This window comes from Fervidicoccaceae archaeon (assembly GCA_038734945.1).
Taxonomy (GTDB): domain Archaea; phylum Thermoproteota; class Thermoprotei_A; order Sulfolobales; family Fervidicoccaceae; genus ARK-14.
Genome location: JAVYOA010000009.1, coordinates 384,320 through 410,265, shown reverse-complemented (window position 1 = coordinate 410,265; position 25,946 = coordinate 384,320). Strand labels below are relative to the sequence as shown.

Here is a 25,946-nt window from a genome sequence, read left to right as displayed (position 1 = left end):
GAGTTCATAGGAGGAGGTGCCTTAATTGGAAAGAATTGTGGTTGGGATGGATGAAGCAGGCAGAGGTAGCCTCATAGGGCCAATGGTAGTGGCAGCAGTTGCTCTTACTGGTTCAGCTGAAACGCACTTGGCAAAAATGGGAGTCACGGATAGCAAAAAACTTAGAAAAAAGAAAAGAGAGGAGCTTTTCGACTTAATACTTACTTTGTCTCTCTGGCACGATGTTATAATTGTGAATCCTGAGGAAATAGATAGAGAGAACTTGAATAACTTGACAAAAAGGGCCTTTATTTCTCTAGCATGCCAAGCAATATCAGCTGGAGTGAGACCGAGCGAGATTATTGCGGATGTTGTTGGTAGCAAAGAAAGCACAATTGAAGCATGCGAAAATGTGCAGATTAGAATGGTTAAGAGGGGTGATTCAACTTTCACTGCTGTGGGAGCAGCAAGTATTGTTGCCAAAGTAATAAGAGATAGAAAAATAGATGAAATAAGAAAGCAATACGGCTTGGAGGGATCTGGCTATCCAGGAGATAAGTTAACCGTGAGGTGGCTGAAGGATAACCCGAGGACTCTTCCCTCATTTCTGATAAGACACAAGTGGAAGTCCAAGGCAAGTCCTTTTCTGAGAGGGGAGGGGTAGCTGGGCAGATGCCAACGAACCTTCCTCCTGAAGCGAGAGCAAAGTGGATAAAGTTCATGGAAGCGAGAACTGTAGAAGAAAAAATCGCTGCATTGGAAGCATTCATTTCGGCTGTTCCCAAGCATAAGGGTACAGAAAATCTCATGTATTGGGCCACTAGAAGACTGAGTCAGCTAAAGGAGGAATTGGAAGAACAGAGGAAGAAGAAAAGTGGAGGTTCAGGCCCAAAGTTCTACATAGAAAAATCGGGAGCAGCTCAGATCGTCATGCTAGGTCCTCCTCTATCTGGAAAATCGCTATTGTTTTCCAAGCTGACTGGCGTGAGCTATGAAGGTATTGGTATTCCGTATTCAACCAGGCTGCCAAAGCCTGGCATGATGAAGTTCGAGGACATATACTTCCAATTGATAGATACTCCAAGCATTCCATTTGGGAGCAATGAGAGAATTTCCTGGTATAACAGAACAATAGGACTGGCTAGAAATGCAGACATGATTCTACTAGTTCTCGATGCAGCAAATTATCCTGAAAAGGTTGCAAAAAGCGCCATAGAAGAACTTGAAGAAAACGGCATAATTCTAAAGAAGCCAAAAGGGAAAGTGGAGATTCAGAGAGTTAGCAAGGGAGGTATAAATCTCATAGTTAATGGCAAGATATTGGATGGTAGTTTTGATGATGTCAAAAGAATGCTCTCTGAGTATAAAATAGATCATGCTATTGTGAAAGTGTGGGGAGAAGTTTCATTGGATGATATTGAGGCTCAAATACTGGAGAACAAAATGCACAAGCCTGGAATAATTTTGGTAAACAAGATAGATTTGGTGGATTACAATAACATTAGAGAGAGGATGGCTGAAGTAGAGAATGAGTTTCCAGTGCTTTATATTTCAGCAAGCACAGGGATAGAGCTAGATCGCTTAGGAAGGAAAATGTTTGAATTGCTGGACATCATCAGAGTTTACACAAAGCAGCCGAATGGTGAGGTAGCAAAGAGACCTCTGATCTTGAAGAGAGGAGCAACCGTGAGAGATGTAGCTGAAGCTATTCACTCAAAAATTTTGAGAGGTTTTAGATTTGCTAAGATTTATGGAAAAAGTGTAAAATTTCATGGAGAGAGAGTTGGGTTGGATCACAGAGTTGAAGATGGGGACATTGTAGAAATATATGTGAGAGGATAGCTACCTCTCACAGCATTCTGCATCTTAATTTACTCTTGAGATAAGTTATGGGGAATGGCCTTTTTAGTTATCTTTTCTGGAAGAAATGCTTCATATTTTCTGAGAAACTCCAGCTCTCTCTTTTTTTCATCCTTTCTTATATAGTCCGGGAGCATGTGGGGAATCCCATTTATGACAGGATACCACCTTCCACACTTCCTACAGTACAAAACAGCTGTTTTTATTTCATAGTTAAAGCACTCCCCGCATGGGGGTTCCTCCTTCATTTCTCTGATATCTTTCTGTAAATAGGAGCAATACAGTTCGCAGAGCGGAGGCTTAGATGGCAGGTTCCTTTCTCTTTTCTCTTTCTCAATTTCAATTAGCTCCAGAGGAAATCCCTTGCACATGGGGCAAGCCAGTATATCGAGCAATCTGTATTTCATTTCTAATCAGCCTGAAGCAGTTCTTCAATTTCTCTCAAAATATTTTTTTCCGCTCCTTCTCTTTCACTCTCTATCATAACTCTTATCACTGGTTCAGTTCCGCTTAGTCTTACTAGGAACCAGTAATCTTCTCCTATTACCTTTATGCCATCTATGTCTATTATTTTCTCGTTTGAGTACTTCTCTTTTATTCTCTCATAGATGAGAGCTCCCTGCTCCTTGCTATGAATAGGATATTTAGTTTTTATTGAATATGTTCTGGGAAAAATCGAGTAAAGCTCTGAGAGCTTTCTCTTTTCTCTTGCCAGAATTTCCATCATCAATGCTGTAGCCATCCCAGCGTCTCTGACAAATTGATGCTGCGGATACATTATACCACCATTTTCCTCGAAACCAAGCAAACCTCCCTCGTGCTTCAGTCTTCTGGAAATGTCCACGCTTCCTACCTTCATCCAAACCACTTCTATGCCAGCACTTTTCAATACCTTCTCGATGAAGGAGCTGCTGCTCACTCCCGTGTAAACTCTTGCTGGCAAGTCTGGATGCTTTTCCTTCAAGTATAGGGAAAAAATTGCCGCCGTCCGATCTCCCCAGTACACATAACCCTTTTCATCAATGAAAATCGATCTATCAGCATCCCCGTCAACAGCTACTCCCATATCTGCTCCTACTTCCTTAGTAAGAGTAGAGGAAACAGCGAGCGTGCTTGGCGTTGGTTCAGGTTCTCTTCCTGGGAAGGAGGGATCCAAATGAGCATTTAGGCTGATCACTTTTCCACCGAGGCGTCCAACGATCTTGGGAAGTGCCAAGGAGCCAACGCTGTTAGCCGCATCTATAACGACTCTCAGCTCTCTCGACCTTATAAGCTCATCATCAACATGTGAAACAACTCCATTGACATATTTTTCAATTGTCCCAGGATAATCAGCTAAATGGTACTCATGGATGGGAGTCTTTCTGGTTCTCTGCAACATTGATGCAAAAATCTCCTCGATCTCATTTTCTTTCTTTCTTGGAACCTCAATGCCATCTGAGTCTATGACCTTTACTCCATTGTAGTTTGGAGGATTGTGGGAGGCAGTTATCATTATTCCTCCATCAAAGTACCCCTCTTCTTTTATCACATATTGAAGCGAGGGAGTTGTAACAAGACCAGCATTAAATGCTCTACATCCACTTAAAAATAAACCAGAAAGCATGCTGTGAAATATTATATCACCAGCATATCTAACATCTCTTCCAATAAGAAAGATGGACCCCTTTCCAAATGCCTCGCAGATTGACTGAGCTAAAGATGAGAAGAACGATGGATCTATTCCATCTCTCAGATCAATTCTCACTCCATCAGTGCCAAACAGCCTTCCCATAATTTTCATCCTTCCTATGCTCATTTTCCTGCCAATAATATTCAGAATCGCCAATTTTTTAATGTTGCTAGAACGTAGTTAACCTTGGTGAAGAGCCTTGAATCTGCTGAAAAATCCTCCTTATCTCCAAGTTGCTATTGATGTTATTGATCTCAGCAGGGCAGTTAGAATTGCTAATGCTGTAGCTGTGAATGAGAGGGTAATAATTGAGGTAGGAACTCCCCTCATAAAATCCAGTGGAATTACATCGGTGAGAGTGCTCTCTCAAATCTTCGAAAACAACATAGTTTTTGCAGATATGAAGACTATGGATGCTGGGGCACTGGAAGCGGAAATCGCAATAGGTTCCGGAGCAAAAATCATGTCAGTCCTTGGAGCAGCGGATGATAATACAATTTTTGAGGCTCTCACAAGAGCAAGAGAGCTGGGTGGGGATGTTCAAGTTGATTTGATATCTGTTCCCAATATATTGGAGAGAGCACGAGGAGTCAATAGAATAGGTATTAGAATCATCGGACTTCATGCAGGAATAGATCAACAGCTTGGGAAAAAGATGAGAGGAATAGATTTCCTTCATATAATTAAAGAGCTGAAGGAGAGTATGAGCGACATAATAATTTCAGTAGCAGGCGGGATAAGGCCTGAGGAAGCTCAGAAGCTTGTTTCGGCAGGTGCTGACATCATTGTTGCTGGATCCTCCATTGTAAAGAGCAGCGATCCAAAAGAGGAGGCAAGAAAATTCCTGAAAGAAATGGGGATTTGATTTCCTAATATGAAAACCAAATAAATTAGCTTTTATGCTTGAGATTTTTTATAAGTAACCTTCCTGCTATGCAGTGAAGAAACGCTATTTATAAGATTGGATATTCAGTTTTCTTTCCTTCTATTCCGCAGCCCCTCAGGCATTTTTTCGAAAACAATTGGCTTCTCTGGTAGTATTCCCTTAGGCCTCAGAAAGAAGAAAATAAGTAGGATTGCTCCCATAAGGCCTATAGATAGATAGTTTACATCGAATGGAACGCTTATGAAAAACTTTGCCTGTCTTATTAATCTGTCTATGAACACATATATGATGCTACCAACGAGAGGGCCATTTATGTTGGCCATTCCACCTATGACTATAATTAGGGACAGCATGAACGTTTTGTCAGGAATGAAGTCTCCTGCATTTACATTTCCTGAATATATTGCATATAGACTTCCAGCAATACCGGCGAGTGCTGAAGATAGGAAAAGTGTGCTCCTTCTAACATAGGAAGGATCCTTGCCAAGAGAACTTAGGGCACTCTCATTTTCCCTGTGAGCTCTCATTATTCTGCCAAAGGGAGATATAGCAAAAAATCTGCTAACTAGATAGGCTAGAACCGTGAATGCTCCCATGAACATGAAAATTGCTATATCATGGGCCCTTCCTACCCCTAACCATGAGAAGAAGTCTGGAACATGTGTCCCCACAGTGCCTCCAATTAGCGGTGGATAGTAGCTGGCAATAACCCTTAGAATCTCACCTGTCACTAGAAGAGTAATAGCAAGATATGTCTCCTTCAATCTGATTGCCGGAAGAGAAGCCAGAATGCCAAGAATCCCTGAAGCTAATGCTGACAGTCCGATGAGCAGTAGACATATCAGTATTGACTCTATGGGCCTCTCGCCGAGCCACTCAGATGCTTGAATTGCATATTCGATGTTCTGAGTGACAAAATCTGTCAGGGGAAGGTTGGAAATCGCCGATATAAGCCTAAGAGAGATCGAACCTGTTACAATCGCCCCCATAGCGAAGAACATGACCTTCCCCAAATTCGGAATTCCAGCGAATCCATAGTCCAGGTTCATGCTTATGCTAAGTATAGAATAAATTAGAAAGAAGCTTCCTATATCGATCAGAAACCTGAAAGGATCTGAAATGCCAAGAAATGCCATTGTACTCACCTCAAAAATTTGGGAATTCTAAGCTTTGAAACGATTCCTCTTGGCATCAGTAGGAGAGTTATTATCATCATGGTGAAAGGGATGAGAACTCTGTAAACTGATTGTATTCCAATAGGAGGCTGACTCAATATATATATGCCTAGCACCTCACTCATGCCAACGAAGTAACCTCCTATAACAGCACCAAGAAGACTATCGATTCCTCCAACTATGCTCGCTGCAAATATCCTAATAAGAAACGTCCAGCCAATGTTGGGATCTGTTGGAAAGAAAGTGATTATAACTGGCCCAGTCATTCCTGTAATTCCTCCAGCGAGGAACCAGGAAATAGCGTATGCTTTTTCAACATTTATTCCATAAGCTCTTGCCAGCTCGGGATTCGATATCACAGCTCTGAGTGATACTCCCAATTTAGTGAACTTGAGAATTAAGGAGAAAGTAATCAATATAGTCAATGTGAGAATAATGGACATGAGCAGTGGATAGGAAACGCTAATCGAACCTATCATTATTTGCTGCATTGGTACGAGTACATTTGAAAAATACTTGGCAGTAGTCGATTGCATGTAATCTGTATAGATGAGCAGACCGCTTCTTATTATCATTTCAGCAGCGAAGTAAGCTATTATTAGATCTGTTAATTTGAAGTCTCTTTTCGATAGCGGACTGAATATAAATAAAAAGAGGAGAAGGGAAATGACCCCTGAAAGGAGAAATGCCAAAGGAATTGTCAAATAGGGATTTACATTCCAAAAAATATATGAAGTATATGCTACGTATGCTCCAATGGCTATGAAATCACCCTGGGCAAAGTTGGGAACTTTAAGCGTAATGTACGAGAAAGTTAGACCGAGAGACATCAGGACAAGCATGTTGCTATATGTCAGAGCATTTGTAAGAAGATCGATTGGTATCATGCCCTACTACCCTTTTTTTCCTTGATAGGTAACGACATAATCACTGGATCAGCTTGTGGGTTTTATAAATTTAACCAATTAGATAAATTTTTAAACCGTTAAGTTAACAATATTGTCTACTGTTCATCCTGTGGGGGAATGATTGATCATGAAGGGAATAACACTTGGAATAGTACTCCTCGTAGTAGGTCTGGTAGCTGGATTGGGAGTAGGTTATGCAGCTTTTTCACATCAAACTGCTTCGCCGACAAGTACAACAACATCAAATACTACAATAGAAATACCGATTGGTGTTGAAGTCTCTCTCTCGGGCTCATTGCAGGGATATGGTCCCCTCTACAGAACTGCTGCTCAGCTCGCAGAGAGCGATGTAAATTCCTATCTTTCACAGATAGGGAGCAAATACAGGGTAAAACTGTACTTCGAGGATGATAAATCAACGCCTGATGGGGCTCTGGCTGCTGCTCAGACACTGGCAGCTAGGGGAATAAAAATTCTCTTCACATACACAAGCTCTGCTACTTCAGCTGTAATGCAGTTCTCAAGGCAAAACGATATGATTGTGATATCATATGCTTCCACAGCTCCTCAGCTAGCAATTCCAGACAATGTTTTCAGATTGGAAACACCAGATACAGGACAAGCGAGAGCTATAGCCAGCCTTATGTGGCTACAGGGAATAAGAAATGTTGCTATTATATATAGAGGAGATGATTGGGGAGATGGACTATTCAATGCTACAAGACAGAACTTCGTTGCTCTTGGAGGAACTATTATTGGTTCAATTAGGTACGATCCCAATGCTAAAGATTATTCTGCTGAAGTTCAAAATCTAGCAAATCTCATATCTTCCTCTCAAAATAGGACTTCAACTGCCGTTCTAGCGCTGAGCTTTCCTGGAGACTTCATTGCCATATTTAATGCAGCCAAGAACTATCCAGTCCTCATGAGCGTCAGATGGTATGGTTCAGATGGAACTGTTAATGATGTACAGGTTAGAGATGTAATTGGCCAAGATATCGTAAACAGTGGAGTTGGATATATAAATGTAGCATATACTGTCCCTTACAACGAGCTTCAAGATAGCTTCATTGCCAGATATGAGAATTTGACCGGGAACAGACCAAGTGGAGCGACATTTGCTCTATACGATGGAATTTGGGCCATAGCACTCACAGTTGTGCAAACAGGAACCACAAGCGGAAGCGTGCTGACTAAGGCATTTCCTCTATTTGCCCAGCACTATTTCGGATTGAGCGGATGGCTGAAATTTGATCAGAACGGAGATAGGCAGTATGGAGCATACTCTTACGTTGAGCTCCAGAAAGATAATAGCGGGAAGGTAACTTGGAATGTTGTTGGAACCTTTGACCCAATCACTGGAACTGTAACTCTCAACTCTTAATTTTTTTCAATTGATAAGCTATATAATTGGGTTGTTTTAAGTTTAATTGGGGAAAGAAATGTCTGCGTCCGGCACACAGGAAAAGAAGAGCAAGGAAGTAAAATTTGAAACGAAGCAGGTAATAACAAGAGAACAGGTAATGCAGAACCAAAGATTGATGAAGCTACTTAAGATAATCGATATGGTTGGCGAAATTTCGGAAAAAGGATTGAACTTTCTGATGTATAAATTGAATGAAAAAGGAATTTCTTTTGGCTATAAGTTCTTTGCAGTTGGGAACTCCGTTGTGAGCAAGAATTTAAAAGATGATGTTATATCTCTGCTATATGTTGAGTTTCTAGAGACAGTGGGGAGATCTAAGAAACTGAAGCCAACAAGCATGGGTAAAGAGGCAATTTCAATGACACAATTTCATGAGGCCGAGATAGAGGAAATCAGAAAGGCTTTGGACGAGCTCAAGGGAGAGCTTGTAATGATCGAGGCAGAATCGGAGCTAGGAGGCATGCAGAGAAAGAAGTAGCTACTTCACGAACAGATAGCTTATATTAGTGTTGACGAAGAGGCTGGCTGCTACAGATCCCTTTTCAACTCCTTCATATTCTGTTTTCCCTCTTACACCTACAACAACAAGGTCATATGAATTGTTGTTCACTTCCTTAACTATTTCCGAAGCTTCACTGCTTTCCTCTGGATTATATTCTATTATTTTTGTTTCAATTTTAACCCCCCTGCTTTCTGCTATCTGCATTGCTCTTTTTAATAGCTGTTCGTCACATCTTCCTACTTCGCAAGCATAAGCTAAGGTTATTTTCGAGCCTAAAATGAGGGAAAGCTCCAAAGCCACTCTCAGTCCTTTTTCGCTATTTGCCGAACCATCATAGGGAACAAGTATTTTTCTGAACATGTAGCTTAACAGGAATGCTCTGTCTTGGAATTTTTCTGCTATGTTTCCCATTTTTGTTCTACCTCCTCTAGGGAAGTTCAATTCCACTCAAATTAAATCTTTCAGCTGAATAGGAGAGGGCATCAATTGCTGGAAGGTCTTCCCCTCCCAAAAAGAGAAGGAGAGCCCCTCCTCCGGTGCTGTTGTGAGCTTTTCTTCTTTCCTCTTCTGGGAGATCATCCAGCAATGAGCTAAGATGTCCTCCTCCTATTATTACTTTCGCATTTCCTCTGAGAGCTGCTCTCATTAAACTGATTGTTCCATTTCTAAATTCTTTTTCCTCTATGACACCTGCCGGACCCCTTATGACAATTATTTTTCCTTCCCGCATGATATCTTCATAGAAATTAACAGTTTCTGGCCCTATATCCTTGATCTGCTTTTCATCAGCCCTATTGCTGCCAACGCTTATCATACTTCCATCTTCCAGAACATAGTCAACAGGAAGATAAATTCTGTCTCTGTATTTTAGATAAAGTTCCCTGACATTGCCAATCAATGCAAGCGCACCTGCTTTTTCGAGCTTTTCCTTGCTTGATTTGCCGAGATATTTTCCAGCGGATAGATAGAAAAGCTCAGAGATAAGACCTGTTAGTAAAACTATTGACTCCTTGCTGTTACTTAGGATATTCTTGAGTATTCTTATACTATCAGACAATTTAGCTCCGCCTAGAACAAAGACTTTTGGTGAAATCGAGGGATCTTTTATACTGCTCAGTGCCAGAACCTCTTTTTCCATTATGTCTCCAGCAAACGAGGGAAGGACAAACGGAAAGCCGACCATACTGGCATGCTTTCTGTGGGCTGTAGCAAATGCATCGTTGATGAAGAAGTTGAAGTGGGGTGCAAGCTTTCTAACTAAGTACGACTTTGCGTGAAATTCACCTGAGGCCTCTATGCTTTCTTCAGCTAGAAATCTAACGTTATCCAGCATAAGTGCTTCTCCTGGCTCGAGCTTTTTTATCCTGGAAATGCTTTCAGGACCTATAATGTCATCCACAAACTGTATATCTGTGCCAACAATCCTGCTCATGATGGTGGAATGCTGAGAAAGGTCTATGAAGTCATCCATTCCTGGTCTGCCTTGATGCGCAAGGATTACGACAGCTGCATTTTCCTCAATGAGCCTCCTAACAGTACTCGAATGTATTCTTATTCGATAGTCGTCGAGGATTTTTCCATCTCTTGATATTGGACAATTTATATCGACTCTGAGAAGAACTTTCTTTCCAGAAACATCCTGATCTTTTGCTATTGCGATTCGCCTGCGCAATAGGATAACACCAGTAAAAAGTATTGGAAATGAATGTTCATATATAAATTGCTAGTTGATTAGAGAAGTAAAAAAGATTTTTAAAATTATAATAGAAAAATAGAGTTCTTGGTTTAGTCCTCATTGACTGATTCTTCTGCTAGGGTATTATTTATTGTAAATATCTTGCTGGCATAGATTACATGGTTTACTGAGTCAACTATTACTCCCTGCACTTTTATTGGAGCATATGTGGATAGCTCCCCACTTATCTTTGTTGTATTTGTCACTACTATCGTCCAGTTAGTAGGAAGCATTACTATACTTTGCTTATTGTATATTCCGTTCATATATCCTCCCATTACTAGAGAGCCTGGAGAAATGACCCCTAATACTGTTAGGTTATTGCCGTTTATTTCCAGTACTATTCCCTTCAGCAGAACATTCTTGCTAAGCATTTCCAGCGAAGTTGATATTCTCTGCAGTGAGGTCAACTCCCTAATGAGCTGCTGCAGTGAATTTACAATCAGAGCCTTCACGTTCTGAAGCTGCTGAGGAACCTTCATGTTATTGACTTGGCTAAGGAGCTGCTGGGCCTGGGTTATACTCTGGTTTATGATGGATATTGATGAGGCATTTCCTTCCATCAATCCAGTTGCGGCGCTTATTGATTGATTAATAATTGCTTTCTCCTGTTGAATCATGTCCTGCAGGCTTTGTATATATGACTGCATATCCTTGTTCATTTTTCCTGTCCTTTCGAGGCTCGCCTCAGCTGTTCTGAGAAGAACTGAAGATGTCACAAAGAACATTTCTGGTAGCTCCTTGGCCTTTCCTATCATCACGTCTCCCATCTGGTGCTTGAAAACATCCTCATCTGATGTGTTGAGCACCCAGGATATGTTCATATTAGCAAATGATTCCTTTACCTCTCTCTCGATCATCCCTAGCCCTCTGACTTTTAATGCCAACTTTGTTATTTCACTCTCGTTCAGCTCGAGCTTTCTCTCATCAATGATCTGCCTTCCGCTCAAATTGTTTATTTCATTCGCCCTCTCTATAGCCATGGTTGTCAGCATTGTCATGACTCTCTCTCTATTTAGAGCATTGCTCATCTCCCTCAACTGAACCATTACTCTCTCCATGAGCATGGCTGCTCCTGAATAGTTTCCACTTTGCAAAAGTTGTGAAGCTTGCTGCAACATTTGAGTTAGGTTTGTTCTAACTTCGGATGATAGGAATGTCATATTTGAAATGCTCTGATTCAGTTCAGCAATTCTGTTCTGTATTTGCTGCTGAACTCTGAGCATAAGCTCAGTCTGATTATATATGAGGGTCCCTGCCTCTAGCTTGTAAACATAGTCAACAGCCTTTATGAACAATGATCTTCCTAGAGCATAGTTTCCACTCTGTATTGCTTGAATCATCTGTGAAACTGTCTGCTCCAGCTGTGTTGTGTTATAACCCTGCTCCTTGAGTTTGGAAATTATTATTGAAAATGTATTGTTTATACTTTCTATGGAGAGCTGAACAGTGTCCTGAGAGCTGCTCTGAGTAGTTGTTATTGGGCTTGTTGTTGAAGTAGCAGTTGAAGCAGCATAGGCAATTCCGGAAAGAGGAGATACTAATATTACTAGTAATAGAGATAGCAGTCCTGCTGGGTATATGATTTTTCCTGGATTCATCAGGTTCACCATGAACCTTTTATCGACCACCATTTTCGTCGACCAAATATTCTTGAAATAAGACTGTTTTTAATAAACTACTCCGGAACATATTCGGAACAAGGGCGGGACGCTATTTCTCCTTCAGACGATAATATATCTTGCCAGCTATTGATATCTGCTCTATTATTCCCTCTTTCTTCAGCCTGTTTATCCTTCTGTAAAATGCCGATCTAGGTATCCCAGTTGCCTTTATCAGATCTCCTGGGGTCATTAGCCCCCTCTCTCTCAATAGAGATATTATGGCTCTATCTCTCTCGTCGAGGAACTCCTCTTTTATTACTTCTTTTTCCTCTGTATCCTCCTTATCCTTTGCTGCGAAAAAATCGCCCCCTAAGCAAAAGCACAATAGCTATGATAAGAGCAATTATTATGAAAAGAAGAGCATAGATGAATTGGGAGAAGATTCCGACGCCGCTTGTCTGTGCTTGAGTTGTTGTTTGAGTTGGGGGACTAGTTGTTGTCTGACCTGCGGCAAGAGTGTAACTAATTGAGATATTGCCTGGAGGGAACATTAAAGCTAACCTGTTGTTGTTTGTTATTGAGAAGTTGCTGGGGATGGGGTTTACATCGAGTGGGATGGCTCCTATGGGAAGAAGTACCGTGCAGTTCGTGAGGGCTGTGAAGTTGGATATCCATGCATTGCCAGAAGGAAAGGCAAGCTGTGAGACATAGTCGATCTCAGCTGTCCCAGTGAATCCAGAAGGGGGAACAAGAACTATGGTGTTATTTTCAACATAATAAGTTAGATTTGAAGGAGAGACTGCATTAATGTAGAGAAGCTTTCCTAGAGCTTCAACAATTTCAATATCATTTACATTTATCGTTTGCTTTACAGATGCTATACCAAACCCATTGAAATCTATGAGTATATATTGAGATGAATTTGCAGAGGACTGAGCGTTCACATTCGAAGCACTGAGGAAATAGAACAGTGTAAATATAAGTATTGATGCTATAAAAATCATTCGTAAATTTCTTTTACTCAAATTCATCAACCCTTCGCTGATTAAGCTTTTATATAGCTTTACTTTAAAAAAGTTATTTTGACAAGGTATTTATAGATTCTTTTTCTGAGTGCTAGGGAAGGGATTCGAATTGTCCCAGGAAAGTGAAATTGAGTTTCAACCGCTCGATGTGAGCTATGAAATTGAGGGAAAAAAGCCAAAGATAGTTATATGGTCAAAGCTCAGAGATGGAAAAAATGCGGTTATAGAAGATTGGAGATTTCGTCCATATTTCTATGCGCTTCCGGTGCAGAAAAGTGAAATCATAGAGAAAGTCAAAAAAGATATAGAGAGAATTTGCAATTCGAAGAGAATTTCCTCCAAGATTTCTATCGAGAAAAGAAAGTACTTTGGAAAAGAAATGGATGTGTTGAAAGTAGAAGTTGAAATTCCAGAACAAGTTAGGTTATTGAGAGACAGCATAAGGAGCATACCTAACATATATGATGTGCTAGAAGCAGATGTTAGATTCTCATTGAGATACATGATAGATCACGATATGAAGCCATTCAGATGGTACGCCGCAAAGGTGAGGGAAATTGAAAACAATGATTATAGAGTCGAAAAAGTTTTCGAAATGCTTGATGGCCCCAGAGAGCTTCAGGCTGAGGCAACTCCTCCTAAGCTGAAAATGCTGGCATTTGATATTGAGGTATATTCTCCAGCAGGCACTCCGAGGCCTTCTTCAGATCCTATTATAATTATAGGAACGATGGATGGAGGAGTAGCTCAGTTTTACTCGAGAGAGAAGGTTGATAGAGAGATTATTGAGAAATTTGCCTCGTATATTAGAGAGATCGATCCCGATCTAATTGTAGGATATAACACTAATTCATTCGACTGGCAATATTTGATGGAGCGAGCAAAGAACTTGAAAATTGACCTTGATTTAGGAAGGAAGAAGAACTCACCCCCTTCAATGAGCGTGATGGGGCATATAAGCATACAGGGAAGATTGAATGTTGATATCTTCAATTTCGTTGAGGAAATGACTGGCACGAAGAGAAAGACGCTGGACGAAATAGCAGAATATATGGGAGTTATGAAAAAGAGCGATAGAGTTTTGCTGGAGTGGTATGAAATACCAAAGCTCTGGGATTCCGGGGATAGGGAAGCAAACAAGGTTCTAGCATATAATAGAGATGATGTTGTTTCAACGTATAGATTGGCTGAGAAGTTCATTCCATTTGGAATACAGCTGTCTGGACTGACAGGAATTCCATTGGATCAAATAATGGCTGCCAGCGTTGGATTTCGTCTGGAATACTATCTAATGAGAAAGGCTTTCAGGTATGGAGAGCTTGTTCCAAACAGAGAGGAGAGAGGAAGAGAGAGCTACAAAGGAGCTATAGTGCTTTCGCCAAAGCCTGGAGTTCATGAAAATGTGGCAGTTCTGGACTTTGCTAGCATGTATCCCAACATAATGATAAAGTACAATGTTGGTCCAGACACGCTAGTAAAAGATGAGGATTGCTCCCCAGAAAAATGCTTCATAGCCCCTGATGTTGGGCACAAATTCAGGAAAGAGCCGCAGGGATTCTTCAAGAGTGTTCTCACAGAACTGCTTCAAGCAAGGAAAAAAATGAGAGATGAGATGAAGAAGCTCCAAATAGGTTCTCCCGAATATTCTATCTTAGATGAAAGGCAGAAGGCTGTGAAGGTGCTTGCTAATGCTACATATGGATACATGGGATGGCAGGCAGCTAGATGGTACTGCAGAGAATGTGCAGAGGCGATCACAGCGTGGGGGAGGGCAAACATTACCTCTGCAATTAATGAGGCCAAGAAAATTGGACTTAATGTGATCTATGGTGATACAGATAGCCTCTTCGTGGAAAACAAGCCAGAGCTTGTTGAGAAGCTAATTGGCTGGATAGATAAAGAGCTAGGACTTGAAATAAAGGTAGACAAGATTTACAAGAGGCTCTTCTTCACTGAAGCTAAAAAAAGGTATGTGGGACTCACTGTAGATGGAACAATTGATATTGTTGGGTTTGAGGCTATAAGAGGGGATTGGTCAGAGATTGCCAAGGACATACAGGTGGAAGTATCGCGAGTCATTCTGGAAGAAATGAGCACCAAGAAGGCGATAGCCTACGTGAAGGATGTAATAGCAAAACTTAAAGATAGAAAGATTCCTATGGATAAATTGATAATTTGGAAGACTATCACAAAGAAGATTGATGAATATGAAGTAGATGCTCCTCATGTCACAGCAGCAAGACTTTATGAGAGCTATGGGCTTAAAATTTCTCCGGGAGACAAAGTTGGTTATGTTGTAACAAAGGGTTCAGGAAAAATTAGTGAAAGAGTTAAGCCCTATTTTGCAGCATCAATAGATGAAGTAGATACTGAATATTACTCGGATCACCAAATAGTGCCAGCAGCAATGAGAATCTTAGAATACTTTGGGGTTAAAGAAGCGGAGTTGAAGGGATCTGGAAAGGATGCGCAAAAATCTCTGATGGATTTCCTCGGTAAGAAGTCTTGACATTTAAAAAGTGCTTTTCCTTTTCTTTTCTTTGGTGATGTTAGATTTGGAGATAAGGGAACCTGTTCATCTTAAGATTCAGAAGGGGCTATTGGCAGAAAAAGTGATAGCCGTTGGAGACCCAAACAGAGCCCAGATTTTCTCAGAAGCCTTTCTCTCGGAGGCAAGAGTAGTCAATACAAACAGAGGCTTACTTTCATTCACGGGAAAATATGGAGGAATTCCTCTGAGCATAGTTACTCATGGAATGGGGATGCCAAGTGCTATTATTGTATTCGAGGAGCTGAATATGCTGGGAGCAAGAACAATAGTTAGAGTTGGCACAACCGGATCCTTGAGAAAAGAAGTAAAAATTGGAGATGTGGTAGTGGCAACAGCGGCAGGACACTTCAATTCAAGTGCTCTGAAACAATATTATCCAAGAGACGTAATTCCACCGAACTCAACATCTCATGAGCTAACAGCTCCTCTTAGGGAAGAGCTGGAGAGAAGCGGATTTTCCGTCCATGTGGGACCAATAATTAGCAGTGACGCATTCTATGCTGAAAGCGAAGAACAAGCAGAAGAACTGGGTAGGCTGGGATTTATTTCAATAGAAATGGAATGCGCTGGATTGACGGCTCTCGGATGGATGAGAGGTTTCAGGACAGCTTGTGTTTTGTACGTGACAGATAGTCTAGTCAATGGAGCGAAGGGGCTCTTGGGAAGTGAGAAAGTCAATAGAGATATGGTAAAGATAGGGGAATCTGTGGCGAAGGTCCTTTCCACATATTGAGGAAATGAAAATGGATAAAGTTGTTCTCAAGGAAAAGGCTGAAAAGTTCCTTTCTAGAAGAGCTTATACAATATATTCGAAATGGATTAAGGAAGACCCAGCAGTTCCTCAGGGAAGCTTTGTTGAATTTGTACTAAGAGATGAAATCGTGGCAAGGGGTTTTTACGAGAGAATTGGCCCCATTGGAGGAAGAATTTTGGCATATGTCTCAGAGAATGACTCCAGAAGCCTCGAGGATATAATTGAATGGAGATTGGAAAAGGCATATAAGCTGAGAATGATGGGGGGAGAAAGGCCAGAAAAAGGATACAGGCTTCTTTATGCTGATAGCGATGGGACTCCAGGTTTGATTGCTGATGTTTTTGGAGACACTGCAGTCCTACAGAGCTCAAGCTTTGGATGGGATAGCAGCTCGTCTGTTTTAGCGAGAAAAATTGTAGAGCTTGGAATAAGCCAAAGAGTATACTTGAAGAATGATCAGCGAGGCAGAAAGGCGTTTGGTCTTCCTGTTTTCAGGGAGTTCTTAATCGGAGCACCCCCGCCTGAAGTAGTGATCGAGGAGAATGGATACAGAGTAATCGTAAATTATGGGGAGGGGCAAAAAACTGGCTTCTATATAGATCAGAGAGAAGCTAGAAGAAAGATAAGTGAGATGAACTTGAAGGACTTCAAAGTTCTTGATCTCTTCTCATATACGGGATCCTTTTCCCTGGCGGCCCTTACAGCTGGTGCTTCAAGTAGCATCCTTGTAGATGAAGATGAAATTGCTCTGGAGATTGCTAGAAGGAACATGATTGAAAATGGTTTTCAGGAAAGGTTTGAGATTATAAGAGGAAGAGTTGAAAAGATTCTGGAAAACTTAGTAGCGAAGAGAAGGAGATTCGACCTGATAATAGCAGATCCCCCTGCTTTCATACCAACTCTATCGCACAAGGAAAGAGGGATGAGGGCCTATGCTAATCTGTTTAGAAATTCAATGAAAATAATACAACCAGGCGGTCTACTATATGCCTCCAGCTGCAGCCATAGTTTAAGGGAAGAAGAGCTCTTGAAATTGCTGAGAGAAGCTGCCAGAAGCAACGGCTTCACCCTGAGGGTCATTTTTCATGCTTCAGAGTATAATGCTATTCCATATGTAAGAAGCGAAGACAGCGGGCTTCTTTACTTGAAGGGTTTTCTCATGAGGGTAGAGTGAATTTTCCAAGAAAGGAATATGTTGAACTTTAATTTATTCAAACTCTTCCTGATAAAATGAGGAAATTTTTTATTAGAGAAATAGGTTAGCTTATAAATGCTGAAATAAAGTATCATTCAATGGATTATGTGAAGTGACAAAAACATGAGAATAGCGGTGATGCATCCAAGCGCTACGCCACCTCCTTCATGCAGAGAGATATTGTTTGAGGCAAAGAAACTGGGTGTTGGGGGAACATACTTTAGACCACAGGATATTACAGTAGCATATAGCAACGGCTCGCTTGATATTTTCAAAAAAGGTAGGGAGCTGAATGCAGATATTGTGTTTGTGAGGGGGACAAGCTCTCCTTCCTCAATAGAGCAGTTCACCTGGATGACAAATATCGTTAGGATAATAGAATCAAAGGGAAGCATGACGATAAATAGCTATGATTCAATCATACTTGCTAGAGACAAGTCAATGCTGCCATCGATACTGCAAAAAAGAGGAATTAACTTCCCTAGAACTTATGTCACAAACGACCTCCAGGTTGCTCTAAATGTGGTTGGAAAGCTTGGAAAAACGGTTGTAAAGCCAATAATAGGCAGCCTGGGAAGGGGAATAATGCTTCTTGACAATGAGGACATTGCATATACTGTGCTGAAACAGCTCTTAGCGTGGGGACAGCCATTGCTCCTTCAAGAATACATTGAAAAAAAGGAGGGAAGAGATATTAGAGTTCTGGTGATCAATGGAGAAATCTATGCTGCTTATTATAGAAAAGCGCAGCCGGGGCACTTCAAAACAAATCTGGCTCAAGGTGGTGTACCTGAAAAGGCAGAAATTGATAGTGAAATTTCTGAGATAGCACTGTCTACAGCAGATGTTCTGAAGCTGTTCTATGGAGGCATAGACATTGCTGAATCCGTTGAGGGAGAAAGATTTGTGCTCGAGGCCAATGCTTCTCCTAATTGGAAAGGAGCACTATATCTTGGATTGAATCCAGCAAGAAAGCTTGTGGAAGAGGCCATTAAATTAGCAAGGAAGTGAAATTGCTTTGTATATTTCTCTTTTCCTATCTCTTTTGGCTGCCCCCTTTTTGACAAATATATTCACTAGAGCAGTTGAGCGCTTTGAAGTTAGAGTTGGTCTTGTAGGGGAGGATGCTCACAAAGAGGAGGGAAGATATCTTCCCAAGTCTGGTGGATTGGGGTTTCTCTTAGGATGGACAGCTTCCCTAATTTTATACATGGCAGGAGCAAAAATTGAGGGGACGCCCATTTCAATGAGGTATTTAGTTGTCGGAACAGTGCTGGTTTGGATCGCAGGGTTAATAGGGCTGTATGATGATGTGAAGAGGCTTGGTGGAAAAGAGAAGGTTCTACTAACTGCAGTGCCTGGAATAATTGTTGCTGCATTGGGTCTCTACGCTCCATGGGTTTACATTCCGGTAATTGGGAATGTTAGAATGACAATTGTTTATCCTTTGCTCCTTCCAGTAATTTTTGCTGTAGCCTCAAATGCTATAAACATGGCTGATACCTTTACAGGGATAGCTCCTGGAATAACGATGATTCTGTTAAGTTCAATGATGGCAACAATTTTTCTTCTTGAAGGAAGGGGCCTGAGTTGGGATGGTGGATTTGATTCCTCAATAGTTCTTATTACGATTGCTTTGCTCTCTCTAATAGGCTATATTCCGAGAAACTTTCATCCGGGAAAAACATTCAACGGAGACACTGGATCTCTGTCTTGGGGGACACTGTTAGCCCTTGTGGCAATTTGGGGAAAGGTTGAGATCTTTTTGGCCCTTTCGGCAATGCCCATTGTTGCCAATGGATTCACAATTTTGAGCAGTATAAAAGGAATAATTGAGCATCATAATCTGAAGGAAAGACCAACCGTTCCAAATAGAGAGAGAAATACTATTAGAGCTAATTTGAACAAAGAGGCACCAATAACACTCGTTCACATATTGACTATTACAGATGAACTGTGCGAAAAGGAAATAGTAATTGTTGTTTATATCCTGGTTGCAATGACGAGCTTCGCTTCATTGTTAATAGCAGCTTTTCTCTGACCTCCTATTTTACAATTTTTACAATGCTGAAAGCTTTCTCTTTTTAGATAGGAATAGGAAATCAGGAAAGGAAAGAACGAAGCTATTTGATTATTATATTAAGTAGGATTGTTTGCTATCCTTGATCTTCTAAATGTTTTTTTATAATGTTAGAATATTCTATCCTGTTCAGAAAAAGGAGAGAGACAAGGGGCTTTAATTTTTTTATAAGTTCATATGCAATTATAATCGGTAATAATCATGGCAGATTATATACCTAAAAAAATAATCTTGGAAAAAATGCATGAAAAGATTTCTAAAGGAGAACCCATATTGGGGGTCGGGGCAGGTGTAGGTATAATAGCTAAAGTGGCAGAGATCGCGGGTGCTGATCTGATAATCATATATAATTCTGGCAGATACAGAATGGCAGGCTTTGGTTCGCTTGCTGGATTGATGCCATATGGGGATGCCCATGAGGTGCTCCTTGATCTTGCTCCGGAGGTGCTGAGCGTTGTTAGAGCAACTCCCGTATTGGCTGGTGTGACTGGAACCCATCCTTTCTATCAGGGAACTCGAATGATGAAGTTCATTCAATATTTGAAGGAATTGGGCTTTTCCGGTGTTCAAAACTTTCCAACTGTAGGGCTTATTGATAAGGGGTCTCTGTTCAGAACAAATCTTGAGGAAACTGGCATGGGGTATGATAAAGAAATTGAGGCCATAAGAATAGCTCATGAACTTGATATGCTCACTGCTCCCTATGTATTTGATGAAAATGATATCTCTGCTATGTTGAAAGCGGGTGCCGACATATTGGTTCTTCACTTTGGGCTGACCTCCAAGGGTACAATTGGTGCTAGAACTACGATAACTTTGGAAGAAGCAGCAAAGAGAGCGAGCGAGTGGGCAGAAATAGCTAGAAGTCAGAAACCTGATGCTATTATCCTTGTGCATGGAGGACCTGTATCAGATATAGATGACTGGAAATACATAGCTGAAAGAGTTAAGGGAATTCACGGATTCTTTGGAGCAACAACATTTGAGAGACTGCCAACGGAAAGGGCAGTATCTGAACAAATCAGAGCATTCAAAAATGTGAAGATAAAGGTGCAGTGAAGTTGAGCAATGAAAGAGCGAGACCGAACATCGCAATACTGGTAACCTTGGATACTAAGGAGTGTGAAGGATATTACTTGAAGGAAAGAGTTGAGTCAAATGGAGGCAGAGCATTTCTCATAGATCTATCTATGAGAAAGTATGTTCCGAAGCTTGGAAGGCCGGATGTTAGCAACGAAGAGGTTGCCCATGCAGGAGGCTCTTCAATGGAGGAAGTAAGCTCTCTTGATAGATCGAAAGCACAGGAAATAATGATAAAAGGAGCTAGGAAAATCCTTAGAGAATTGCTTGCTAGAAAAGAGTTGGATGGTATAGTAGGGCTGGGTGGTTCCACGGGATTGTCATTAATTGCTTCTATCATGAGAGAGCTGCCTATGTTTATACCCAAGTATATTGTCACCACGGTCATAACTGAGGCAGGATCACTCATAGCTGGTTCAGACATAGTCCCCGTATGGTCCATCTCTGACCTAGCAGGAGGAGAAAGGGTAAATGCTATAGAAGCAGAAGTTCTCAATAGAGTAGCAGCAGCAGTGATCGGAGCATCTCGTCCAATTCCATATGAATTCAGACAAATGCCCACAATATTTGCCACGCAGTTTGGAAATACAACGCCTCACATTATTGTGGCCAAGGATTATTTGCAGAAAATGGGCTATGACGTTATACCTTTTCATGCTCTGGGGAAGACAGGTGGATATGTCATGGAGAGGCTGATTGAGTCCGGTCTTGGTATTGGAGTTCTGGACGTTACAACCCATGAGCTAGTTGATGAAGTAGCAGGAGGTGTGCTCAATGCTAGTGAAGAGAACAAGCTTCGACTCACTGCAGGGGGGAAGAGAGGCATACCTCAAGTAGTTCTCCCTGGTGCTGTAGATATGATTAATTTCTGGGGTCCAGAAACAGTTCCAGAAAAATTCAGAAGCAGATGCGTCTATGAGCACAGCAGAGGGCTTGTGACTTTGATCAGAGCTACTGGGGAAGAGCTCTATTATGTTGGAAGCATCATGGCAAAAAGGCTAAATCAGAGCAGGGGGCCAACAGCTGTGATATTCCCGCTCAGAGGATTTAGCATCATAGACAATGATCCGCAGGCTAATCCAAAGTACGCTCCACCTGGAGCTTATTGTCAGAGAATGATCTATGAGGAAGATGGGAAAATCAGGTTTGAGAGGACTGATACTCCTTGGTTTGATCCCCAAGCTGACAGAAGGCTTCTCAAGGCACTATTGGAGCAATTAGATCTGTCAAATGAAAATTTAGATCTCATTGTAGTAGATTATAATATAAATGACCCCGAAGTCGCTCTGCTTAGTGCTAGGATGCTGGATGATATGATAAAAGGTAGCTGGAAAAAAGGCAACATACCAGAAGTTGAGGGACTGGATAAGGAAAAAATAATCAAAGATCCTTGGAAATTGATATGATTTTCAATCCTTTTAAAAAGCATTGGATGAAGTAAAGGAGGAGCCAGAATTTCAGCTTTAACATATTAATGCATTTTATTTTTCAAAAAATATTTAAACTATTGATGCTGTTAAATGATTGAGGGATTCTTATTGAGTATAAATCCTGAAGAGCCTTTTATGCTATTTCTCAGCAAGGGCTTCATAGATGAGGCCTCAAAAACATTTTCTCTGGGTCTCGTTAAAAGAAAACCGCTGGTAGATATATGCAGAAAAATGAATTTGAATTTCGTAGAACTTAGCAGAGATGAAGCACAAAGATCGCTTATGAAAATTGCTGAAGCAAAAGGCATGAGTGCTTCAATCTCCTCGCTCATTAAGAATCTTGCTCTCGCTTTTTTCCTACCTACAGGAGTGCTTGTGGCCATGATGAAAAAGGTTCTATATAGAGATGGAGTTGAATTGAATGACTTCGTTGTCCTCGACTTCTTCGCCGAAATTCCCAGGGCTTTTAGACCGGCTATCATCTATCACATATGGTTGTTCATACCAAAGTCAGAAGAGGGGGGAAGAAAGGCAGTGCATTTTCTAAAAGAGCTGAAAACGAAGGTAGGTCGCGATCCACTGAGTGAGGAAGAATGGAGAGATGCTGAACCAATAAGGGAAAAGCTTTCTGGAAAAATAGAAATAAAGGGGCTAAACGAGAATCTTTGGAACCAGCTTGAGTAGCTCTTATTGCTTATATTTTTTAAAAAAAGCATTCCTTTTCTTGAAGGGATGATCAAACTAGAAAAGCATAAAGACTGAAAATACTTATTAGACCTTACTAGCAGTGATTGTTGATCGGAGGGCCCGTCGTCTAGTTTGGTTAGGACGCCGCCCTCACACGGCGGAGGTCCGGGGTTCGAATCCCCGCGGGCCCACTGAGCATGAATCTTTTTATTCTGAAACTTTGATGTGGTTATGAAATTCGCATATAGCTTAGATTATCGCTGCATAATGCAAAAATCAATTATGCATGAAGATCCTCTCAAAGAGCTCTCTAGCGAAGCTGGTGTATGAGGGTTTTCCTGGAATTATTCTGAAAGTTCTTGTTCCATCTTCCTTCCTCTCTGCTATCAAGAATGCTGCTAGTTCTGGTTCTCTCATATATTTTTCCGCTAGCATGTAAAAATGAGTTACAATTCCTACAACGACTCCTCCTTCTAATAGAGAATCTATGAGTTGCTTTGCCAGCTCACTCCCCTCAACTTCATTTGTTGAGGAAAAAGGTTCATTGAATAGAAAGAAGCTATTTGGGTTCATTTTCTCCACAATGTTCTTTATATTGACAAGTTCATTTTCTAGCTTCCCCACATCCATTTTCGTGCTTTCCTCTCTTCTAAAATGAGTGTGGATTTCTCTGAATAGAGGACCTTCATATTCCTCTGCTGGAACGAACATCCCAACTCCCAGCATTAATTGGGCTTGACCCAGGCTCCTCAGAAATGTTGATTTTCCTCCGCTGTTGGGTCCTGTTATTATTATTAATTGCTTATCAATGTAGAGAGAGTTCTTCACAGTCCTTCCATTGTTCGATATGCTCAGAGCAATATCATACAGCCCTTTGAATCTGAAGGTTTTGGAGATTTTTGGAAAAGTCAATGGTTCTCCCATTGATTTGAGCTTTCTGTACAAGTTCACACAACCTATATAAAATGCAAGCTCTGTTTTAGCATTGTGCAAGAACTTAAGCGCTTTATCAGCAGCATCCTTTATGATAGATGCTACGTTTGCTACTGCACTATCAATCATTTCCTCGAGAATTTGACCTCCTGCTTCATCCATTGGGGCCAGTGTAAACGAATATTCTCTTTCGAAGATGTGAAGAAATGACAAGCGGCTCTTTTCTCGAGGTACTAACAGAACGAAGTTTCCGAGCCTATTTCCTCCTAGTATTTCACCCCTAAGGTTTACACCGTCTTCGAACTCCAAGTTCCTCAGATGTGTGCGCAACTCATTAATATAATCTTGATTGAACTCTTCTAGCAGTATGTGAAAGAACGATTTAAAGCCATCAGAGCTAAAGTTCCCCTCCTTCAAGGAAATTGCTCTTTTCATCCGCTCAATTGCCTCTAGGAAGAAATTGAGAATTGTAATCGATTCGTGGAGCACATATGATGGGCGTTGAACAGCAGTTATGAAGAACCTGCTTCTGATTTTTTCTATAGTTTCACTGACAATTTTATACATTTCCAGAACAGTTTCATAGTTTGATATGGCATCCTGGAGAACTTTTTGTCTATATATAACGGTTTCCTCATCTTCCCCTCCAGATAGTAGAACTTTTTTAGAGATCGACTCTATGAATTCATCTCCTCCCCCCATTATCTTGATGATTATGTCGAGCCCTAGGTCAATAACAAGGTTTTCAGAATCAAATTGCACATTCTTTTCAAACGTCTTATCTCTATACATCAAACCGGGAATCATTTTCTCAACCTCGCTCTTATAACTTCCTTGCTGAGGCCATACTTTCTTGCAAGAGCATACGCATATGCTGCGCTCGAAGGCTCCTGCGGAACAATCTTGAACGTTCTTATGCTTGGATCTTTCGGATCAACTTGCGCCACCATGCTCTTCACTCCATCCATTCTAGCAAGTTCATCGATAAAAGTGACGAAAACACAGAGAGAGCCTTTCTCAATTATTTTTTTAAGTACTTCTCTCCCTATTGATGTGGCATCATAGACCGTAGTGGAGCTCAGCATTTCATTAAGTATTATGACGCTCCTGTCGGTAATGCTGTTTAGTATATTTTTTATTCTCATAAGCTCATCTTCAAGCTTTCCTCTTAGATTTTCAACTCTCTCTATTCTCTCAAAATGAGTGAATATCCCATCAGCGAGTAGAATTTTGACTTTGCTTCCAGGAACAGGAAGACCCAAAAGCCCCAATGCATGGATCTGACCGATCGCTCTAGCGAAAGTTGTTTTTCCGCCAGAATTTGGTCCAGTAACCACTATAATTCTTTTTCCTGGTTCAAAATGAAAGTCATTGACTACGGTTCTTTTTCCTTGCTCCAGTTGTTTTTTTGCTAAAACAACATCAAATGTGTTCTCAGCTGATACCTCTTCTGCTGATTCGACGAGCTCTGGAAGAGAGAAGTGCATTCCAATTTTTTTCAAGGGTTCGATGTAATCTAGATATGATAAATAGAAGTTCATTTCAGCAAAAAACTTCAATATCATGGGATGTATGAAGTTTTTATAATTTTTATAAAAGAGTTTCAATTCATTGAACTCTTCTTTATATATAATTGCTAGCAAATGCAAAATATTTGCCTCAATATGATTATAGTATCCTGGATACTTTTTCCAGGATTTGAAGACATCCTCAGTCTCTGTTTCATTTTCAAATTTTCTGAATGCTATCCTTATTTCATTAGTATATTCCATCTCTCCCTCATATTTTCGGACAATAACCTTATCTCCTTTGATAGTTATTGAAAAATTCAACGATGTGAGCTTTTTACTAATGCTTTGTGCTTTTTTCTTCAATTCATTGAACCCTGGAGAGTTTACATACAACTGAATAAACTTGCTAAATTTTCTCAAGCCCTCTGAAGCTAGAGAAACCCTGCTTAGACCCTCTGCCAGTTCTGTTATAGCATTGCAATATGTTTCGACGTTTTCGATAAAGATGCCTTCCCTCTGATATTCATATTGTTCTTCTTGGTATTTGCGAAATCTGAGAATTTCTTTCATTTTGCTTTGGAAGTTTTTTATTATAGAGAGAATTTCATCGTTTTCTAGATCTCTAAAGATCTCCTGTCTGTACAATATTTCTTCTTTCCTCTTCAAAAGGATATAGAAGAGCTTTCTCAGATCTTCATCATCCCTAGCTATTTCGTTTACTGCTATATCTAGAAGCAGATCTCTGAAGAATCCCGGTTCCGCTACATCTCTCAATGAATTTTCCTCTAGAAATAGGAGAGAGAATGGTTCCATTGATTTTTCTTCATAGTTTGAAAAAAAGGTTTCCTCTTCCATAATTTCACTCGCTAGCTGGTCTTTATATAAAAGTTTATACATTTTTCTTTTTTTATAATTCCTTCTATGTATTGTGATTTTAATTTTAAAAATAGTGA

At 40.7% G+C, this 25,946-nt stretch carries 24 protein-coding genes and 1 tRNA gene; 14 read left to right on the top strand and 11 right to left on the bottom strand.

Annotation, left to right across the window (positions count from 1 at the left end; all coding sequences use genetic code 11):
- The first annotated feature begins 25 nt into the window (after positions 1-25).
- Both rnhB and QXR92_06535 read left to right on the top strand, forming a co-directional pair.
- Positions 26-643: a ribonuclease HII gene (rnhB, locus tag QXR92_06540; GenBank protein MEM0319655.1), complete on the top strand. Its 618-nt coding sequence runs from the start codon at positions 26-28 to the stop codon at positions 641-643.
- Positions 601-1,821, top strand: coding sequence for a TGS domain-containing protein (locus tag QXR92_06535; protein MEM0319654.1), 1,221 nt, complete (start codon positions 601-603; stop codon positions 1,819-1,821). The genes rnhB and QXR92_06535 overlap by 43 nt, the downstream gene beginning before the upstream one ends.
- 29 nt (positions 1,822-1,850) lie before the next feature.
- Here the strand turns inward: QXR92_06535 and QXR92_06530 are convergent, their stop codons facing one another.
- Entirely contained in the window at positions 1,851-2,246 is a 396-nt protein-coding gene (locus tag QXR92_06530) for a Trm112 family protein (protein ID MEM0319653.1), read from the bottom strand.
- Positions 2,247-2,248: 2 nt separating this feature from the next.
- Positions 2,249-3,613 carry a phosphoglucosamine mutase gene (gene glmM, locus QXR92_06525; GenBank protein ID MEM0319652.1) on the bottom strand — a complete coding sequence of 455 codons (1,365 nt, stop codon included), beginning with the start codon at positions 3,611-3,613 and terminating at the stop codon, positions 2,249-2,251.
- A 97-nt stretch (positions 3,614-3,710) separates the two neighbouring features.
- Here glmM and QXR92_06520 point away from each other — a divergent pair, with 97 nt between their 5' ends.
- A complete protein-coding gene (locus tag QXR92_06520; protein ID MEM0319651.1) occupies positions 3,711-4,376 on the top strand; it encodes an orotidine 5'-phosphate decarboxylase / HUMPS family protein in 666 nt (221 codons plus the stop codon).
- Between the two features lie 104 nt (positions 4,377-4,480).
- Here the strand turns inward: QXR92_06520 and QXR92_06515 are convergent, their stop codons facing one another.
- Positions 4,481-5,533 (bottom strand): branched-chain amino acid ABC transporter permease, encoded by a 1,053-nt coding sequence (locus QXR92_06515; protein ID MEM0319650.1) that lies wholly within the window; start codon positions 5,531-5,533, stop codon positions 4,481-4,483.
- Positions 5,534-5,538: 5 nt separating this feature from the next.
- Positions 5,539-6,459: a branched-chain amino acid ABC transporter permease gene (locus tag QXR92_06510; GenBank protein ID MEM0319649.1), complete on the bottom strand. Its 921-nt coding sequence runs from the start codon at positions 6,457-6,459 to the stop codon at positions 5,539-5,541.
- A gap of 148 nt (positions 6,460-6,607) precedes the next feature.
- Here QXR92_06510 and QXR92_06505 point away from each other — a divergent pair, with 148 nt between their 5' ends.
- Positions 6,608-7,864, top strand: coding sequence for an ABC transporter substrate-binding protein (locus QXR92_06505; protein MEM0319648.1), 1,257 nt, complete (start codon positions 6,608-6,610; stop codon positions 7,862-7,864).
- 58 nt (positions 7,865-7,922) lie between these two features.
- Positions 7,923-8,384, top strand: coding sequence for a hypothetical protein (locus QXR92_06500; protein MEM0319647.1), 462 nt, complete (start codon positions 7,923-7,925; stop codon positions 8,382-8,384).
- On the opposite strand, the gene QXR92_06495 is transcribed toward QXR92_06500, so the two are convergent.
- The 5 genes from QXR92_06495 to QXR92_06475 form a co-directional block, all read right to left on the bottom strand.
- The gene (locus QXR92_06495; GenBank protein ID MEM0319646.1) at positions 8,385-8,819 is read right to left on the bottom strand and encodes a universal stress protein; all 435 of its coding nucleotides are present in this window, start codon (positions 8,817-8,819) and stop codon (positions 8,385-8,387) included.
- Between the two features lie 16 nt (positions 8,820-8,835).
- Positions 8,836-10,080 carry a phosphoglycerate kinase gene (gene pgk, locus QXR92_06490; protein ID MEM0319645.1) on the bottom strand — a complete coding sequence of 415 codons (1,245 nt, stop codon included), beginning with the start codon at positions 10,078-10,080 and terminating at the stop codon, positions 8,836-8,838.
- Between the two features lie 113 nt (positions 10,081-10,193).
- Positions 10,194-11,744: a hypothetical protein gene (locus tag QXR92_06485; GenBank protein ID MEM0319644.1), complete on the bottom strand. Its 1,551-nt coding sequence runs from the start codon at positions 11,742-11,744 to the stop codon at positions 10,194-10,196.
- Between the two features lie 112 nt (positions 11,745-11,856).
- Entirely contained in the window at positions 11,857-12,132 is a 276-nt protein-coding gene (locus tag QXR92_06480; protein ID MEM0319643.1) for a winged helix-turn-helix transcriptional regulator, read from the bottom strand.
- Positions 12,089-12,772, bottom strand: coding sequence for a hypothetical protein (locus tag QXR92_06475; GenBank protein MEM0319642.1), 684 nt, complete (start codon positions 12,770-12,772; stop codon positions 12,089-12,091). Before QXR92_06475 ends, QXR92_06480 begins: the two co-directional genes overlap by 44 nt.
- 109 nt (positions 12,773-12,881) lie before the next feature.
- Between QXR92_06475 and QXR92_06470 the strand changes: the two genes are divergently transcribed.
- From QXR92_06470 to QXR92_06430, 9 genes are all read left to right on the top strand, one after another.
- Entirely contained in the window at positions 12,882-15,281 is a 2,400-nt protein-coding gene (locus tag QXR92_06470; GenBank protein ID MEM0319641.1) for a DNA polymerase II, read from the top strand.
- A 46-nt stretch (positions 15,282-15,327) separates the two neighbouring features.
- Positions 15,328-16,056 (top strand): purine-nucleoside phosphorylase, encoded by a 729-nt coding sequence (locus QXR92_06465; protein ID MEM0319640.1) that lies wholly within the window; start codon positions 15,328-15,330, stop codon positions 16,054-16,056.
- Between the two features lie 10 nt (positions 16,057-16,066).
- A complete protein-coding gene (locus QXR92_06460; GenBank protein ID MEM0319639.1) occupies positions 16,067-17,251 on the top strand; it encodes a class I SAM-dependent rRNA methyltransferase in 1,185 nt (394 codons plus the stop codon).
- Between the two features lie 144 nt (positions 17,252-17,395).
- Positions 17,396-18,283: a RimK family alpha-L-glutamate ligase gene (locus tag QXR92_06455; protein MEM0319638.1), complete on the top strand. Its 888-nt coding sequence runs from the start codon at positions 17,396-17,398 to the stop codon at positions 18,281-18,283.
- 49 nt (positions 18,284-18,332) lie between these two features.
- The gene (locus QXR92_06450; GenBank protein ID MEM0319637.1) at positions 18,333-19,313 is read left to right on the top strand and encodes a hypothetical protein; all 981 of its coding nucleotides are present in this window, start codon (positions 18,333-18,335) and stop codon (positions 19,311-19,313) included.
- Between the two features lie 240 nt (positions 19,314-19,553).
- Positions 19,554-20,411, top strand: a complete 858-nt coding sequence (locus QXR92_06445) for a phosphoenolpyruvate hydrolase family protein (protein ID MEM0319636.1) — start codon at positions 19,554-19,556, stop codon at positions 20,409-20,411.
- A 2-nt stretch (positions 20,412-20,413) separates the two neighbouring features.
- Positions 20,414-21,838: a Tm-1-like ATP-binding domain-containing protein gene (locus tag QXR92_06440; GenBank protein MEM0319635.1), complete on the top strand. Its 1,425-nt coding sequence runs from the start codon at positions 20,414-20,416 to the stop codon at positions 21,836-21,838.
- Between the two features lie 114 nt (positions 21,839-21,952).
- Positions 21,953-22,546 carry a hypothetical protein gene (locus QXR92_06435; protein MEM0319634.1) on the top strand — a complete coding sequence of 198 codons (594 nt, stop codon included), beginning with the start codon at positions 21,953-21,955 and terminating at the stop codon, positions 22,544-22,546.
- A 119-nt stretch (positions 22,547-22,665) separates the two neighbouring features.
- Positions 22,666-22,740, top strand: a tRNA-Val gene (locus QXR92_06430).
- Between the two features lie 85 nt (positions 22,741-22,825).
- Here QXR92_06430 and QXR92_06425 read toward each other — a convergent pair.
- Both QXR92_06425 and QXR92_06420 read right to left on the bottom strand, forming a co-directional pair.
- Complete coding sequence (locus tag QXR92_06425; GenBank protein ID MEM0319633.1) at positions 22,826-24,289, bottom strand: hypothetical protein; 1,464 nt, start codon at positions 24,287-24,289, stop codon at positions 22,826-22,828.
- Positions 24,286-25,848, bottom strand: a complete 1,563-nt coding sequence (locus QXR92_06420; protein ID MEM0319632.1) for a hypothetical protein — start codon at positions 25,846-25,848, stop codon at positions 24,286-24,288. The genes QXR92_06425 and QXR92_06420 overlap by 4 nt, the downstream gene beginning before the upstream one ends.
- Positions 25,849-25,946: the final 98 nt, after the last annotated feature.